Below are 16,188 nucleotides of genomic sequence, written 5' to 3' on the forward strand. Positions count from 1 at the left end.
TGCATGGCTCGGCTGGCGAAATCGGGTTGCGCATTTGGGGTCGCGGTGACGCCGTCGCCGCGCACGCTTCGCGCCGAGCTGTTGCGGCTGTGCGCCCGCATCGGCTATTCGCCGCCCGCTGTCCTCTGACGAATCCGCCCCGGCGCAAAAGCTGCCGGATTGGTTCAAGAGGAAAGATCAGACATGACCTACCAGAATTATTCGCTGAAGCAGCTTCAGCAGATCGATGCCGCGCATCACCTTCATCCGTTCACCGACCACAAAGAGATGCGCGAGACCGGCTCGCGGATCATCACTCGCGCCAACGGGCCGTTCATCTACGATTCCGAAGGGACGGAAATCCTCGACGGCATGGCAGGGCTGTGGTGCGTCAATGTCGGCTATGGCCGCGACGAGCTGGCCGACGCCGCCTACGCCCAGATGAAGGAATTGCCCTACTACAACTCCTTCTTCAAATGCTCGACGCCGACGCCGGTTCTGCTGTCGAAAAAGCTGGCGGAGATCGCGCCAAGTCATATCAACCAGGTGTTCTACGGCTCGTCGGGTTCGGAGGCCAACGACACGGCGCTGCGCCTGGTCCGTCACTATTGGGTGCTGGAAGGCAAACCGGAGAAGAACCGCATCATCTCGCGCAAGATGGGCTATCACGGCTCGACCATCGCCGGCGCCTCGCTCGGCGGCATGGATTTGATGCACAAGCAGCTCGGCGGCGCCGTGCCCAACATCGTCCATGTAATGATGCCCTATGCCTATGAGCTCGCACTGCCCGGCGAAAGCGACCATGATTTCGGCCTGCGCGCGGCAAAAGCGGTCGAGGACGCGATCCTCGAAGCTGGCGCCGACAAGGTGGCCGCCTTCATCGGCGAACCGGTGATGGGGGCAGGCGGGGTGAAGATCCCGCCGATGAGCTATTGGCCGGAACTGCAGCGCATCTGCCGCAAATACGACGTCCTGCTGATGCTGGACGAGGTCATCACCGGCTACGGCCGCACCGGCGAGTGGTTCGCGGCACAAGCCTTCGATGTCGAGCCCGACACCATCACCACGGCCAAGGCGCTGACCTCTGGCTATCAGCCGCTGTCGGCGCTCCTGGTCGGCGACCGCATCGCGGCGACGCTGGTCGAAAAGGGCGGCGAATTCTATCACGGCTACACCTATGCCGGGCACCCGGTGGCCTGCGCGGTGGCGCTGAAGAACCTCGAGATCATCGAGCGCGAGGGGCTGGTCGAGCGCGTCAGGAACGACACCGGGCCTTACTTCGCCAGAGCTTTGCAGGAACGTCTCGGCGGGCACGATCTGGTCGGCGAGGTGCGCTCGTTCGGGCTGATGGGAGCGATCGAGATCGTCAAGGACAAGGCAACCAAGGAGCGCTTCCTGCCGGCCGGCAACGCGGCGGTGACCGTTCGCGACCACGCAATTGCCCAGGGCATGATGCTACGCGCCACCGGCGACACGATGATCCTGTCGCCGCCGCTGATCTGGACGCGCGAGACGATCGACATGGCTTGCGATCGTATCGCAAAGGCGCTCGATCTGGCCGAAGCAGATCTGCGCAAGCGGTGAACGACCGCCGGGCGCTCCATGTCGGGCGCCCGGCGATCGACCGAGCGCTTGCCAAGCGAGGAAGCGAAACGCAAAAACCGCGCTCCATCGGGAACGCGGCTTTGCCAGATACGCATGGCGCTTCGCCAACAATACACTTGCGAAACTAACGGCGAAACTTGCGGGCTCCGGTACGCGAGACCTGATCCGGAGCGCCGGGCGGATGTCCGCCTCGCAATCCGTTTTAAACGCATATCGTTACTGCAGGGTTAGCAAGAGCTTAAGCAAACCTAAATTTGCCGACTTTCCGCTTTGGGCAGATCGAAAACCTGTGAACTTGGAGCTTACGCCGGGTTACCACGGAGGAAATTAATGATGCCGGAAAAATCGGCACCGGCATTCCCTTGTGCGTTGAACAGCGCATAGAGCTGAGCTGCCTCGGCGCCGAGCGGCGTTGCTGCACCGATGCTCTGTGCGGCCTCCTGCGACAGTTTCAGGTCCTTCAGCATCAGTGCCGCCGCGAAGCCAGGCTTATAGCCATTGTTGGCGGGCGATGTCGGCACCGGGCCGGGCACCGGGCAATAGGTGGTCAGCGACCAGCACTGGCCGGACGAGGTCGAGGCGACGTCGAACAGCGCCTGGTGCGACAGGCCGAGCTTTTCCGCCAGCACGAAGGCCTCGGCAACACCGATCATCGAAATGCCCAAAATCATGTTATTGCAGATCTTCGCCGCCTGTCCGGCGCCGTCGTCGCCGCAATGAACGATGCGGCCGGCCATCGGCTTGAGGATTGGTTCGGCCTTGGCGAAGGCATCCTTCGAACCGCCGGCCATGAAGGTCAGCGTGCCGGCCGCGGCACCGCCCGTGCCGCCGGAGACCGGCGCGTCGATCGACAGCAACCCGTGCTTGGCGGCGATGGCATGGGCCTTTCGAGCCGACTCGACATCGATGGTCGAGGAATCGATGAACAGCGCGCCTTTTTTTGCCTTGGACACTATGTCTGCGTAAACCGTCAGAACATGCTTACCGGCTGGCAGCATGGTGATGACCGCATCGGCGTCTTTCACCGCTGCAACGGCGTTGGCCATGATGACGGCGCCGTGTTCCCTGGCGATGACGAGGTTCTCCGGCACCAGGTCGAACCCGTGCACGGCATACCCGGCCTTGACCAGGTTGGCGGCCATCGGATTGCCCATATTGCCGAGGCCGATGAAGGCGATGGTGGTCATATTGGCGCTCCCGTGGTGTGGGTAGGCAGTAGGCAGTAGGCGGTAGGCAGTAAGCGACCTATTCGGGCGCAAGTTTGTTAATAAGCTGGCGAAGCATTTTCCCAATGCCCTCGGTCGCTAAAAGCACGTGATAAGCTTGATCATGCGTAGCAAGGCCAATGCGTTCAGCGATCTGGAGGTGTGTCTCGAACTCCTTCAGCGATCCCTGGGCAATCCTGAGAAATTGCTGATAGGAGCCTCTGTTGTCTCGGCCGTAACCTTCCGCGATGTTTGCAGGAATAGAGGTTGCTGAGCGGCGGATCTGGCTGGTCAACCCATACAATTCCTCTTTTGGCCATGCCTTGGTCAGGGAGTAGGTGGTGACGGCCAGATCCATCGCTTGCTGCCATACGATAAGATCCTTGTACGAATTGATCTTGCCGGTCATCTTTCTGCCTACTGCCTACTGCCTACTGCCTACTGCCTTACCGCCCGATCAGGGCGCGAGCGATGATGACGCGCATGATCTCGTTGGTGCCTTCGAGGATCTGGTGGACACGCAGGTCGCGCACCAGCTTCTCGATGCCGTAATCGTGCAGATAACCATAGCCGCCGTGCAGCTGCAGGGCGTCGTTGGCGACATTGAAGCCGGTGTCGGTGACGAAGCGCTTCGCCATCGCCGACCATTTTGAGGCATCCGGCGTGTTGCGGTCGAGCTTCGAAGCGGCGGTGTAGAGGAAGACGCGCGCTGCCTGCAATTCGGTTTCCATGTCTGCAAGCTTGAACTGCAGCGCCTGGAACTGGTTGATCTTCGAGCCGAAAGCCTTGCGCTCGGCCGTGTAAGCGAGCGCCTTGTCGAGTGCCGATTGCGCGCCGCCGAGTGAGCAGGCGGCGATGTTCAACCGGCCGCCGTCGAGCCCGGCCATGGCGATGCCGAAGCCGGCGCCTTCTGCAGACAGAAGGTTTTCCGCCGGCACCTTGCAGTCCTCGAAGACGACCTGGCGCGTCGACTGCATGTGCCAGCCCATCTTGTGCTCGTTGGCGCCGAAAGAAAGGCCCGGCGCATCGTTCGGCACGACGAAGGTGGAAATGCCTTTCGGCCCGTCGGCGCCGGTGCGCGCCATGACGACATAGAGGTCGCTGTCGCCGGCACCGGAGATAAACTGCTTGGCGCCGTTCAGCACATAGTCGCCGCCGCTCTTTGCCGCGCGCGTCTTCAGCGCCGCCGCATCCGAGCCCGAGCCGGGCTCGGTCAGGCAATAGCTTGCCAGCCATTCCATTGAGGTCAGCTTCGGCAGGAAGCGCCGGCGCTGTTCGTCGCTGCCGAAGCGGTCGATCATAGATGCCGCCATATTGTGGATAGAGATGAAGGCGGAAAACGCCGGATCGGCCCGCGAAAGCGCCTCGAAGATCAGCACGGCGTCGAGCCGGCCGAGCCCCGAGCCGCCGACATCCTCGCGGACATATATGCCTCCAAGGCCGAGCGGGCCCGTCTCGCGGATCACGTCGGCGGGGAAATACTTGTTGCGATCCCAGTCGAGTGCGTTCGGCGCCACACGGTCGGCGGCGAAGGCCTCGGCCATCTCCTGGATGGCGCGCTGGTCCTCGTTGAGTTCGAACTGGCTGGTGCCAGCATCGACAGCGGCGTCCATGGCGTGCTCCCTGACGTTTCCGGCCTGCTGGCCTGTCGTTTTTGGCTTTGCGCGCCGTTCAATCTAGACCAATGATGCCGCCGCGCAACCCGACCCGTCTGCGCAGCCGCTGTGCGCGAATGCGCTTTGGAGCAAAGTGTGACGACAAAATTCGACGAACTGCTTGGATGCTTCCATGCCTATCTCCAGACGTTCGATGCTGCGCTGGTGCGCGACGCCGTGGCCCGGATCGGCTGGGATATGCCAAGCCGGCCGCTCGAACCGCATGCACTGCCTTGTCTCGTCCAGCTCGACCGTATCGTCGAACTCGCTCCCGTTGCGGCCAAGCCGCTGGCGCGGCTGGTTGCGGCGCGTCGCGGCGATCTGCGCTGGGGCCAGACCTATGGGGAAGCGGATTTCGGCAAGGTTTTCATCGACAATTACGGCTGGCTTGAGGTGTTCGGTACGCGCGGCTATTTCGTCAATGAAGAGGTCGCGGCCGGCCTGCTGATCCTTGGACCCGACATCGTCTACCCCGACCACCACCATGTCGCGGAGGAGATCTACATCCCGCTGACCGGCGGCACCGAATGGCGCATAGGCGATGGCGGTTTTCGCCTTCGAGCGCCGGGCGAGGTGATCCACCATGCCTCTGGCGTCAGCCACGCCATGCGCACCGGCAAGGAGCCGCTGCTGGCGCTCTATCTCTGGCGCGGCGGGCCACTGGCAGCCAAGTCGACGATCACCGGAACTGTTGCGCAGGGCAGGGACTGATATGGCCAAGGCGATCATGCTGCAGGGCACGGGTTCGGATGTCGGCAAGACGGTGCTCGTTGCCGGTCTGTGCCGCGCGGCCAGGAACCGTGGGCTGAAAGTGCGGCCGTTCAAGCCGCAGAACATGTCGAACAACGCCGCTGTCGCCGATATTCCAGGCGTTTCAGGCGGCGGTGAGATCGGCCGCGCCCAATGGCTGCAGGCGATCGCCTGCGGCGTGCCGCCGACCATCCACATGAACCCGGTGCTCCTCAAGCCGCAGACCGATGTCGGCGCTCAAGTCGTGGTGCAGGGCAAGGTGTTCGGCGAGGCGCGGGCGCGCGACTATCAGGCGCTGAAGGGCCGGCTGATGGATGCGGTGCTGGACTCCTGGGCGACGGTCGGCGAGGGCGCGGACCTGGTCATTGTCGAGGGCGCGGGATCGCCGGCCGAGATCAACCTCAGGAGCCGCGACATTGCCAATATGGGCTTTGCGACGCGCGCCGGCGTGCCGGTGATCCTGGTCGGCGATATCGATCGCGGCGGCGTCATCGCCTCGGTCGCCGGCACCCACCTGATCCTGCCGGACGAGGACCGGCGCATGATCGTCGGCTATCTCATCAACAAGTTCCGCGGCGATGTCTCGCTGTTCGACGATGGCATCGAGGCGATCGAAAAATTCACCGGCTGGCGCTGCTTTGGCGTGGTGCCGTGGCTGAAGGCGGCGGCGCGGCTGCCGTCGGAAGACTCCGTCGTGCTCGAACGGCTGACGTCCGGCGAGAAGCGCGCGCTGAAGATCGCCGTGCCGGTGCTCTCGCGCATCGCCAATTTCGACGACCTCGACCCGCTCAAGGCCGAACCGCAGGTCGAGGTGGTGTTCGTGCCGCCTGGCCAGCGCCTGCCGCAGGATGCAGGGCTGGTGGTCATTCCCGGCTCGAAGTCGACGATCGGCGATCTCCTGAAATTCCGCGAGAACGGCTGGGACCGCGACCTTGCCGCGCACAGGAAACGCGGTGGCCATATCGTCGGCATCTGCGGCGGCTTCCAGATGCTCGGCCATGTCGTGCGCGATCCCGATGGTATCGAGGGCAGCGTTACCGAGGCGCAAGGCCTCGGGCTGCTCGACGTCGAAACGGTGATGGAGCCGGAAAAGACGGTGCGCAACGTCAGCGCGCGCTCGGTGCAATTCGATCTGCCGCTCGAGGCCTACGAGATCCATCTCGGCCGCACCACCGGTCCGGACACGCTGCGGCCGTCCGCCGTTATCAACGGCGTCGATGACGGCGCTATCTCGGCCGACGGCAAGGTGCTGGGCACCTATATGCACGGGCTGTTTTCCGCCGATGCCTTCCGGGCGAAATTCCTCGAAAGCCTCGGCGTCAAGGGCGGCGGCATCGACTACGGCGCCGAGGTCGAACGGGCACTGGACGAGATCGCCGCCGAGCTGGAAACCCACCTCGACTGCGACGCGATTTTTGGGCTGGCGCGTTAGCTGGCGGGCTCGTCAGCCTTCGGCCAGTAGGTGCCGAACGACCAGAGATTGCCTTCCGGATCGCGGCAGATGAATTCACGGCTGCCATAGTCGCGGTCGGTGAGTTCTTCCAGAATCTCGGCGCCGGCGGTCTTTGCCCGCGCGTATGCCGCATCTGCGTCAGCGACCGCAACGTAGATCGACTTGCCGCCGCCCGAACCGGGCGCGCCGACCATCTTGCCATAGGCATCGTCGCGCGCCGTGCCGAGCATGATGATCGAGGAGCCGAAAGCGAGTTCGGCATGGTGCACCACGTCGCCTTCGCCATAGCGGGCGCGAACGCTAAAGCCGAAGGCCTCGCACAGCCAATCGATCATCCTGCCGGCATTCCTGTAGCGCAGCGCCGGGTAAAGCCGCGGTGGTTCGGTGATGTTCGGCATGACTGATCTCCTTCAGCGGGTTGGTCGATCAACCCAGTCTGGGCGAAGGCTGGTTGCGCGTCTTGAAGAAATGTTACCTCGCGGCGACAGTGGTCGGCGTGACGCCTGCGAGGTCGCGGAACTCGCGCACCAGATGCGCCTGGTCGGCATAGCCGCAGTCGGCGGCGATGTCGGCCCAATCACTGTTGGTCTGTCTCGACAGGCCAAGCGCATGGTTGAAACGGACGATGCGCGACAGCGTTTTTGGGCCGGTACCGACTGCGTCCGAAAATTTTCCGGTAAGATGCTTGCGACTCCAGCCAAGCTTTTCGGCCAGCGTCGAGATGCGGGTCCGCCCACGCGTCGAGATGATCGTCTCATAGGCCCAGACCATTTCGGCCTGAGTGCGGTCTGCGCTTACCAACCGATCGCCGACGAAGGCCTCGGCGATGGCAAAGCGTGAGCTCCAATCCGGCGCATTGCCAAGCCTTTCGCGAAGCGCGATGCCTTCGACGCCGAGCACGTCATCCAGGCCGACCATGCGGTCGGTCAGTTCGCTCATCGGGCGGCCGAAGAAGCGACGAGCGCCGAGCGGAGTGAAATTGATCTGCACACAGCAGGCGCCGCCGAAGGATTCGATCACCACCGGCCCGGCATAAAGGCCGGCGGCAAAACTGGCGAAGCGGTCATTGTCGCTGGGGTTCCTGCCGAGCCCGATGGCAAAGGGTTCGGCAAAGCTGATGACCAGCGGCACGGTCAGCGAGGCATATTCGATCGCGCGGAAATGGCTTGGCATGGTTTCGCGAAAGCCGCACATGTCAGTGACGGCGCCCTGAAGCCGATGGCTCGGCGCGCGCCGCACCATCTCGAACTGATCGAGCTCCGGGCTGTCGTGGCGGCCGCCGTCTTCGCTGGTGGGCATTGTGCTTTCCCTGGTCCAGGAATTCTAACAGACCATCCTGCAGAATCAAAAGCGCCCCGCTTTTGGCCGGGCGCACCGAGTTGCCTGAGATTCCGAATTGTCTGGACGTGTTTAAGCGCCGCGCATCAGACAGCCGGCGGCCAGCACGATGTAGGCGATGACGACAATCCACACAGAAGCCAAAGGGATAAACGCAAGAACGCCAAGCGCGGCGAGAACGCCGATGATGGCGATGACAAGGGATATGATAAAAATAAGCTGGGTAGGTGCACTGAGATTCATGTCCGTCCCTCCTCAACATGATTCGTACAGCGGCATAGTATCAGTCGCACGGTCACACACCAATGAGCGCAGCGGCTTGCCGGATTGGCCGGCAGCTTTCCAGCGAGAAAACATGCGGCTCCAGCACGCGCACCCCCGTTTGCGCCAGGCCGATTCCGCGCTACCTTCCGAACGAATCGGAAGGGGCTGATGGCGATGGGATTGCTGGACCAGATACGCTCGATTTTCGACGGCGACCCCGGCGTGCGCAAGGTGGCGGACGATCCGGTGCTGTCGGCGGAGCTACTGATGCTGTTCCGCATGATCCTGGCCGATGGTTCGGTCAGCGAAAGCGAAATGACCGCCTTCAGGCGTATCTGCCGGGACGCCTTCGGCATTCCCGAAACCAGCGTCGACAGCGTCATCGAATACCTCAACGAATTCGGCTACGAGACCAACGGCTCGCAGGCCATCGCGCAGTTCCGCGACCTCGATGTCGAACGGCGCAAGCTGCTCGCCCGCCATATGGCCGAGATCGCCAAGGCCGATTCGCAACTTGCCGGGAGCGAGATGCAGCTGTTGCGCCGCACCCTCGACCTGCTTGAAATCAGCCCTGCCGATGTGGTGAAGCCGCAAGGCTAACGGTCGCAGCTCACCCCTGTTCCTGCAGCCGTTTCGCGATCGCCCGATGCAAATCGGGAGCGGCGGCGACCAACGCCTTGGCGGCTGCGGATTGCGGGTGGTCGAGCACTTCGCTCGTCCTGCCGCGCTCGACGATCTTGCCGTCATGCATCACCATCACTTCGTCGGTGATGGCGCGGGCGACGGTCAGATCATGGGTGATGAACAGATAGGCGATGCCGAGCTTCTGGTTGAGCTCGGCGAAGAGGTCGAGGATCTGGGCGCGGATCGAGACATCGAGTGCCGAGACCGGCTCGTCGGCGACGACCAGCTTCGGCCGCGTGATGATGGCGCGGGCGATCGACAGGCGCTGACGCTGGCCACCCGAAAACTCATGCGGATACTTGTCCATGTCGCCTGGTGAGAGGCCGACCTCGTGCAGCGCATGCGCCACCATCTCGCGCCGTGCGGCGGGCGCCGGCTTCTTCTCCAGCACATGCAGGGGCTCTGCCACCAATCTTTCGACCTTCTGGCGTGGGTCGAAGGAGCCATACGGGTCCTGGAATACGACCTGCATGTCGCGCCGCGCCGGCTTGAGCTCCGCCTCGCTCTTGCCGGTGAGGGTGTCGCCGCGGAAGCGGATCGTACCGGTCGTCGGCTTGTCCAGTGCCAGGATCATGCGGGCAAGCGTCGACTTGCCACAGCCGGAACGCCCGACCAGTGCCACCGACCGGCCGGGCGCCATCGCGAAGGAGACATCGTCGACGGCGCGGATTGGAGCCGCGCGTTTCAACAGGGATGTGCGCCGTCCCGGATAATCCCGCGTTACGTTCTCTACCTGAAGCAGCGGTTTGGCCGATCCGCTGTCATGTGTGCGGGCCCGCGCCGGCACATGCATCGAGGCCTGCGCCAGCTGTCGCGTGTAGGGATGAAGTTGTTCCGACAGCGTGCGCGCGGTATCGCCGGCCTCCATCACCTCGCCATGGCGCAGGATGGTGATGCGGTCCGCCATCTCGGTCACCACTGCGAGGTCATGCGAGATCAGCAGCAGGCCCATGCGGTTTTCCGCTACGAGATCTCGCAGCAGGTCGAGGATCTGCGCCTGCAGCACCACGTCGAGCGCGGTCGTCGGCTCGTCGGCAATCAGCAGCTTGGGCTTCAGCGCACAGGCGATGGCGATGACGACGCGCTGGCGCTGGCCGCCGGAGAGTTCGTGCGGATAACGCGAGAGCGGGAATTGTGCTGCCGGCAGGCCGACCCGGTCCAGCATTTTTCGCGCCCGTTCCTCGGCGTCGGCGCGGCTCGCCCTGGTGTGCCAGCGAATACCCTCGGCGACCTGCTCGCCGATGGTTTTGACCGGATTGAGCGCCGTCATTGGCTCCTGGAACACCATGCCGATGTCGTCGCCGCGCAGCGCGCACATCTGGTCCTCGCTGGCGGCAAGGATGTCGACGCCGTCGAAGTTGATGCGTCCGCTGGCGCGCGCCGCCCAGGGCAGAAGCTGCATCACCGTGAGCGCTGTCATCGACTTGCCGGAGCCGGATTCGCCAACCAGCCCCATCACTTCGCCCGGCGCGACGGAAAGTTCGATGTCTCTGAGGATACGGGTGCTGCCGATGGTCAGCGACAGCTTCTCGATTTCGAGCAGGCTCATCGCTGCCGCCGCGATTTCGGATCGAGAATGTCGGCAATGCCGTCGCCAAGCAGGTTCAGGCCAAGCACGGTGACGACGATCGCCATGCCTGGAAAGATCGCCATCCAAGGCGCCACCACCATGCGGGTCTGGGCATCGAACAGCATGCGGCCCCAGCTCGGCATTGGCGGCTGGGTGCCCAGCCCGACATAGGAAAGCCCGGCTTCGGCCAGTATGCCCATCGCGAACTGGATGGTGCCTTGCACCAGCAGCAGCGTGGCGATGTTGGGCAGCACATGTTCGATGCTGATCAGCGTCCTGCTCTTGCCGGCGGCGCGGGCGGCGAGGATGAATTCGCGCGGCCAGATCGCCAAGGCGCCGGCCCGGGCGACGCGCGCGAACACCGGGATGTTGAAGATGCCAATGGCAATGATGGCGTTGAACGCGCCCGGCCCGAAGATGGCGGTGATCATAATTGCCGAAAGCAGCGCCGGAAAGGCGAAGACCAAATCGTTCAACCGCATCAGCACGTCGTCGGCGAAGCCGCCGCGCGCCGCGGCAAAGGCGCCGAGCGGTACGCCGACGCCCATGCCGATGCCGACCGCCACCAGCGCCACGGCAATCGAGTTGCGGGCGCCAACCATGATCATCGACAGGATGTCGCGACCGAAATGGTCGGTGCCGAACCAGTGCGCCAGCGACGGCGCCTGGGTCTTGTCGGAAATGACCAGATTGGTGACATCGTAAGGCGTCCAGAAGAACGACAGGATCGCGACCGCCGCCACCAGTGCGGTGATGAAGAAGCCGGCGAGGAACGAACGGTTTCGAAACGCCTTGGCCAGGATGCCGGCAAGGTTCTCGTCGGGGATGTCGATGTGCAGCGTCATTGCCGGCCTCTCAGGCGCGGATCGACCACCGCATAGGAGAGATCGACAACGAAATTGACGATGATGACCGCGGCGACCAGCAACATGACGACGCTCTCAACCACGATCAGGTCACGCTGATTGATCGCCTGGAACACCAGCCGGCCGAGGCCGGGCAAGTAGAAGACGTTCTCGATGATGATGGTGCCGGCAAGCAGGAAAGCGAATTGCAGGCCTAGAATGGTGACCACCGGGATCATGGCGTTGCGCAGCGCATGCCGCCACAAGACAAGGCGATAGGGCAGGCCCTTGGCGCGGGCGGTTCGGATGTAGTCCTCGTTCAGCACTTCGATCAGCGCCGAGCGGGTGACCCGGGCGAGGATCGCCGCCTGTGGCAGAGCGAGGGCGACCGCCGGCAGAAGTAGCGATTTCAGTGCCGGCCAGACGCCGGCGCTCCAGCCGGGAAAGCCGCCGCCCGGCACCAGCCGCAGCCAGACGGCGAACAGATAAATCAGCATCAGCGCAAACCAGAAATTGGGCACGGCGACGCCAAGCTGGGCGGCACCCATCGCGATCGTGTCGCCGGCCCGGCCGCGCCGGCTGGCGGAAAACAGTCCGACCGGAATGGCAATGACGGTGGACAGCGCCAGCGCCATCAGTGCCAGCGGCAGCGAGACGACGAGGCGCTCACGGACCAGATCGATGACCGGCACCGAATAGGTGTAGGAACGGCCGAAATCGAGGCTCAGCAAGCCGCCGGCCCAATGCAGATAGCGCAGCACGACGGGAGCGTTGAGACCCATCTGGTTGCGCAGCAATTCGATCTGGTCGGCACTGGCGTTCAGGCCAAGCATCAGCCGCGCCGGGTCGCCGGGAATGATCTCCAGCACGGCAAAGACCACTATCGAGGCCAGAACCAGCGTGACGACGGCGATGGCGAGCCGCTTGAGGAGGTAGGCGGTCATGGACGTTGAGGAACCGCTGTGTTGGCGAACGCAAAAACCGGGCGAAGCTTGCGTTCCCGCCCACCCTCTGTGCCGGACATCTCCCCCTCAAGCGGGGAGATTGAGCCCTCTTCGCTAACCACTGGCGTTGCAAGGACAGAGCCAGCGTGGAAACGGCCAGTCTCCCCGCTTGAGGGGGAGATGTCCGGCACAGAGAGGGGTGTGACGGAGTGCAACTTTCGCCCCTTCTGTCAGCGCCTCAATCCGTCCACTTCACCTTGGTCAGGTCGTTGGCCTGGATCGGGGCGTTTTCCCACAGGCCCTGCAGTTTGGCGTCCCAGACGCCGACCTTCGGCAATTCGTACAGGAAGCCGACCACGGCGTCATCTGCCAGGACCTTCTGCGCCTCGCCGAGCAGCGTCGTGCGCTTGGCCTCATCGGAGGTAAGGTTCAGCTCCTCGATGATCTTGTCGAAGGCCGGATTGTCGTAATTGAAGTAATAGTCCTTACGCGAATAGATATCGATGTCGTTGGGCTCGGTATGGGAAACGATGGTCAGGTCGTAATCCTTCTTGGTGAAGACCTGGTCCAGCCATTGCGCCCATTCAACCGGTATGATCTCGAGATCGATGCCGATTTCGCGAAGCTCGGAGGCGATGATCTCGCCACCGAGCCGCGCGTAGGAGGGCGGCGGCAGCTTGAGCGTCGCCTTGAAGCCATTCTCCAAGCCGGCTTCCTTCAGCAATTCCTTGGCCTTGTCCACATTGTGAGGATAGAGGCCGGTGAGGTCGACATAGGCTTTGCTGGCGGGCGACATGTGCGAGCCGATCGGCACGCCGAGGCCGGCCGAGGCGCCGTCGATGATCGCCTTGCGATCGAGCGCAAAGGAAATCGCCTGCCTGACCTGCAGCTTGTCGAAGGGCGGCTTCTTGTTGTTGATCGACAGGATGGTTTCACCCTCGGTCGAGCCGATCACCACCTTGAAGCGTGGGTCGTCCTTGACCTGGGCGACGCTGTCGGGGTCGAAGAACGGAAAGGCCTGAACGTCGCCGGAAAGCAGCGCCGGAACGGCGGCGGCGGCATCCGGAATGATGCGGAACTCGGCCTTGTCGAGGAATACCGGGGCGCCCCAGTAATTGTCCGACTTGACCAGCGTGATCGATGAGCCCTTGGCCCAGTTCTGGAACTTGAATGGGCCGGTGCCAACAGGCTTTTCCTTGTTGGTGTCGGCTGTCTCAGGCGCCACGATAACCGCGTCGCCCCAGCCCATATTGTAGAGGAACGAGCCTTGCGGGTTCTTCAGCGTGACCTTCACCGTCGCGGGATCGACAACCTCGACCTTGTCGATGGCGGCAAACAGGCCCTTTTGCGCGTTGACGGAATTGTCGGCGCGGGCACGGTCGAGCGAGAATTTCACGTCGTCGGCGTTGCAGTCGGTGCCGTCATGGAATTTCACGCCGGTATGCAGCTTGAAAATGTAGACCTTGCCGTCGTCGGAAATGCTCCAGCTTTCCGCGAGATCGGGCAGCACTTCGCCGTTCGGGCCGATGCGGGTCAGGCCCTCGAAGACATTGGCATAGAGTACCTCGTCGATTGCCGCGGCGGCACCCGCGGTCGGGTCGAGATGCGGGGGTTCGAGCGTAATGCCGATGACCAGGTCGGTGCGCGCGGCCATCGCCGAGGTTCCGGCGGCCAACGCCAGCGCCGCGGCGGCCAGAATGGTTTTCCACAATTTCATCGTGCAACTCCCCATGTCTAAAACACGTGCTCAAACCCGGCCGGATAGAAGCGTGAATTCGCCGCCGAGTAAATTGCGTTTCGTCCCGTCGGCGGTCGCCGGGAGGAATGTTTTTTCGCCCAAGGCCGGATCATCGCGGGCCGGCGTCCCTCAGCAGAACGTCGAGGCCGATCGCCATCACCTTTGCCGAGTCCAGCATATCGGCAATGCCGACCCATTCATCGGGCCGGTGGGCGAGATCGAGGATGCCCGGGCCATAGGCGATGCAGTCATAGATGTGGCCGATACGGGCGATGTGCTTCTGGTCGTAAGTGCCGGGCGAAATCACGTAATCCGGTTCGCGGTCGAATATCTCCATGATGCCTTGCGCGACCGCCTTAACCACCGGCGCGTCGCGCTCGGTCATCAGCGGCAGCACCTCCATCAGATCGCGGATTTCGTAGTCGAACTTTTTGCGCTCGCGCTTCAGCCGTTCGAGGATATCGGTCACCTCGCTCTTGACCGTAGCGAGATCCTCTTCGAGCAGGAAGCGGCGGTCGATGGTCAGCCGGCAGGAATCGGGCACGTTGGGCGAGGGCAGGCCGGGCCGGAAATCCTCCGTCTGGCCGCCATGGACCGAGTTGATGTTCATGGTTGAGCGTTTTGCGCCTTCGGGCACGACCGGCATGCACGTCATCTTGCGGTCGAGCGCCGGAAACAATTCGTCCTCGAAGGCGCGCAGCACGGCGCCCATATGGCGCACCGCATTGTCGCCGAGGAACGGCATCGAGCCGTGCGCGATCTCGCCCCTGGTCTCGATCTCCGCCCACCAGACGCCGCGATGGCCAAGGCAGATGCGATCCTTGTTGAGCGGTTCGGGAATGATGACGTGGTCGACCTTCGGCCTGGAGAAATAGCCGAGCTTGGCCAGATGCGCGACGCCGCCAAAGCCGCCGGACTCCTCGTCGACCGTGCCTGAAATCTCGATGGCGCCGGGAAAATCGGGAAAGACCTCCATGAAGGCTTCAGCGGCGATGATCGAGGCGGCAAGCCCGCCTTTCATGTCGCAAGCGCCGCGGCCATAGACCTTGCCATCCCTGACGATGCCGGCGAATGGATCGAGACTCCAGCCGTCGCCGGGCTCGACGACGTCGATATGCGAATTGAAGTGCACGCAAGCACCCGGCGCCCGGCCATCGAAGCGGGCGACGACATTGACGCGCGGGTAATGGTCAGTGTCGCCAGGCGTGCCCTCGGCACGGATGAATTCCGTCTCAAAACCACGCTTCTTCAGCCGCGCGCCGATATATTCGGCACATGGCCGATAGGCTTCGCCGGGCGGATTGATGGTCGGAAAGCGGATCAGATCCGCAGCCAGTGCAACCAGATCATCGGCTCGGTCATCGATAGCCTTGAGGAGCCGTTCGTTCGGTTCGTTCATTCGGCGAATTGAGCAGCGGATGAGGGGGTTTTGCAAGCCCGATGGCGAATTGCCAGGCGATTGCGTGTCGTTACGGCAACTATTGCGGGAAATCGTTCAAATTCGCTGCTTGGGATTGGTGAAATCGTCAGGGAGTAAGTGTTAGCTCGCTGGCTTGCCATCAAAACGCTGGGGAACAGCGTGAGGGCAGGCAGGCAAGGGGCATCAAAGGGGTTTGATTGCATGAAAAACACTGTTCTCATGGCAGCGGCATTAGTAGCGATGCTGTTCGGTTCGTCGTTCGAGAGTCGTGCGGCCAGCCTGGTCGCGAACATCGATATTTCCTCACAGACGATGACGGTAAGATACGGGCTGTCGTATTACCGGTGGAGCGTTTCCACCGCCCGCAAAGGCTACATCACGCCACGCGGCAGCTATCGTCCACAGCGGACGGCCCGGATGTGGTATTCGCGCAAATACGACATGTCGCCGATGCCCTATTCGGTGTTCTTCCGCGGCGGCTATGCCATCCACGGCACCGGCGCGATCCGGCAATTGGGGCGCCCGGCATCGCATGGCTGTGTGCGCCTTCACCCCAGCAACGCGGCCGCATTCTATTCGATGGTGCGCAAAGCCGGCTTCGGCAATACGCGGATCCTCGTGACGAATTAGGGTCTGCTCCCCGGCCCGCAACAAAAAACCCGCCGGAGCGGCGGGTTCGTCGGAGCCAAATAGCACCATAACTAAATTTGTAGCATAGCTGCCGGCACAAAGCAAGAA

Annotated in this window: 16 protein-coding genes; 5 read left to right on the plus strand and 11 right to left on the minus strand. The window is 63.0% G+C overall.

Features of this window, described 5'->3' with window-relative positions; genetic code table 11:
* Window positions 1-183 precede the first annotated feature (183 nt).
* Window positions 184-1,563: an aspartate aminotransferase family protein gene (locus tag NKJ84_RS06170; RefSeq protein ID WP_352505760.1), complete on the plus strand. Its 1,380-nt coding sequence runs from the start codon at window positions 184-186 to the stop codon at window positions 1,561-1,563.
* Between the two features lie 323 nt (window positions 1,564-1,886).
* Here NKJ84_RS06170 and mmsB read toward each other — a convergent pair whose 3' ends face one another.
* Genes mmsB through NKJ84_RS06185 form a run of 3 tightly spaced genes read right to left on the minus strand, consistent with a single transcriptional unit; the run spans window position 1,887 to window position 4,402 of the window.
* Entirely contained in the window at window positions 1,887-2,771 is an 885-nt protein-coding gene (gene mmsB, locus NKJ84_RS06175) for a 3-hydroxyisobutyrate dehydrogenase (protein ID WP_352505761.1), read from the minus strand.
* A gap of 58 nt (window positions 2,772-2,829) precedes the next feature.
* A complete protein-coding gene (locus tag NKJ84_RS06180) occupies window positions 2,830-3,198 on the minus strand; it encodes a four helix bundle protein (protein ID WP_254818189.1) in 369 nt (122 codons plus the stop codon).
* Window positions 3,199-3,235: 37 nt separating this feature from the next.
* Complete coding sequence (locus NKJ84_RS06185; RefSeq protein ID WP_352505762.1) at window positions 3,236-4,402, minus strand: isobutyryl-CoA dehydrogenase; 1,167 nt, start codon at window positions 4,400-4,402, stop codon at window positions 3,236-3,238.
* 138 nt (window positions 4,403-4,540) lie between these two features.
* Between NKJ84_RS06185 and NKJ84_RS06190 the strand changes: the two genes are divergently transcribed.
* Both NKJ84_RS06190 and NKJ84_RS06195 read left to right on the plus strand, forming a co-directional pair.
* Window positions 4,541-5,155, plus strand: coding sequence for a dimethylsulfonioproprionate lyase family protein (locus NKJ84_RS06190; RefSeq protein ID WP_352505763.1), 615 nt, complete (start codon window positions 4,541-4,543; stop codon window positions 5,153-5,155).
* Between the two features lies 1 nt (window position 5,156).
* On the plus strand, window positions 5,157-6,626 hold the full coding sequence (locus tag NKJ84_RS06195) for a cobyric acid synthase (protein WP_352505764.1): 1,470 nt from the start codon (window positions 5,157-5,159) through the stop codon (window positions 6,624-6,626).
* Here the strand turns inward: NKJ84_RS06195 and NKJ84_RS06200 are convergent.
* From NKJ84_RS06200 to NKJ84_RS06210, 3 genes are all read right to left on the minus strand, one after another.
* Window positions 6,623-7,045, minus strand: a complete 423-nt coding sequence (locus NKJ84_RS06200) for a VOC family protein (RefSeq protein WP_352505765.1) — start codon at window positions 7,043-7,045, stop codon at window positions 6,623-6,625. The two genes, NKJ84_RS06195 and NKJ84_RS06200, sit on opposite strands and share 4 nt — an antisense overlap.
* Before the next feature lie 73 nt (window positions 7,046-7,118).
* Window positions 7,119-7,946 (minus strand): helix-turn-helix domain-containing protein, encoded by an 828-nt coding sequence (locus NKJ84_RS06205; protein ID WP_352505766.1) that lies wholly within the window; start codon window positions 7,944-7,946, stop codon window positions 7,119-7,121.
* 111 nt (window positions 7,947-8,057) lie between these two features.
* Complete coding sequence (locus NKJ84_RS06210) at window positions 8,058-8,228, minus strand: hypothetical protein (RefSeq protein ID WP_254818195.1); 171 nt, start codon at window positions 8,226-8,228, stop codon at window positions 8,058-8,060.
* A gap of 189 nt (window positions 8,229-8,417) precedes the next feature.
* On the opposite strand from NKJ84_RS06210, the gene NKJ84_RS06215 reads away from it, so the two are divergent.
* Window positions 8,418-8,849: a tellurite resistance TerB family protein gene (locus NKJ84_RS06215; RefSeq protein ID WP_352505767.1), complete on the plus strand. Its 432-nt coding sequence runs from the start codon at window positions 8,418-8,420 to the stop codon at window positions 8,847-8,849.
* A 10-nt stretch (window positions 8,850-8,859) separates the two neighbouring features.
* On the opposite strand, the gene NKJ84_RS06220 is transcribed toward NKJ84_RS06215, so the two are convergent.
* The 5 genes from NKJ84_RS06220 to NKJ84_RS06240 all read right to left on the minus strand — a co-directional run bounded on the left by NKJ84_RS06220 (window position 8,860) and on the right by NKJ84_RS06240 (window position 15,429).
* Window positions 8,860-10,482, minus strand: a complete 1,623-nt coding sequence (locus NKJ84_RS06220; RefSeq protein ID WP_352505768.1) for an ABC transporter ATP-binding protein — start codon at window positions 10,480-10,482, stop codon at window positions 8,860-8,862.
* Window positions 10,479-11,348 carry an ABC transporter permease gene (locus tag NKJ84_RS06225; protein WP_352505769.1) on the minus strand — a complete coding sequence of 290 codons (870 nt, stop codon included), beginning with the start codon at window positions 11,346-11,348 and terminating at the stop codon, window positions 10,479-10,481. The genes NKJ84_RS06220 and NKJ84_RS06225 overlap by 4 nt, the downstream gene beginning before the upstream one ends.
* Window positions 11,345-12,292, minus strand: a complete 948-nt coding sequence (locus NKJ84_RS06230; RefSeq protein WP_352505770.1) for an ABC transporter permease — start codon at window positions 12,290-12,292, stop codon at window positions 11,345-11,347. The genes NKJ84_RS06225 and NKJ84_RS06230 overlap by 4 nt, the downstream gene beginning before the upstream one ends.
* A 238-nt stretch (window positions 12,293-12,530) precedes the next feature.
* Complete coding sequence (locus NKJ84_RS06235) at window positions 12,531-14,009, minus strand: ABC transporter substrate-binding protein (protein WP_352505771.1); 1,479 nt, start codon at window positions 14,007-14,009, stop codon at window positions 12,531-12,533.
* Window positions 14,010-14,139: 130 nt separating this feature from the next.
* Entirely contained in the window at window positions 14,140-15,429 is a 1,290-nt protein-coding gene (locus tag NKJ84_RS06240) for an acetylornithine deacetylase/succinyl-diaminopimelate desuccinylase family protein (protein ID WP_352505772.1), read from the minus strand.
* A 222-nt stretch (window positions 15,430-15,651) separates the two neighbouring features.
* On the opposite strand from NKJ84_RS06240, the gene NKJ84_RS06245 reads away from it, so the two are divergent.
* A complete protein-coding gene (locus NKJ84_RS06245; RefSeq protein WP_254818202.1) occupies window positions 15,652-16,080 on the plus strand; it encodes a L,D-transpeptidase in 429 nt (142 codons plus the stop codon).
* Window positions 16,081-16,188: the final 108 nt, after the last annotated feature.

This window comes from Mesorhizobium sp. M0048 (assembly GCF_040323405.1).
In the GTDB taxonomy this organism is placed as follows: Bacteria; Pseudomonadota; Alphaproteobacteria; order Rhizobiales; family Rhizobiaceae; genus Mesorhizobium.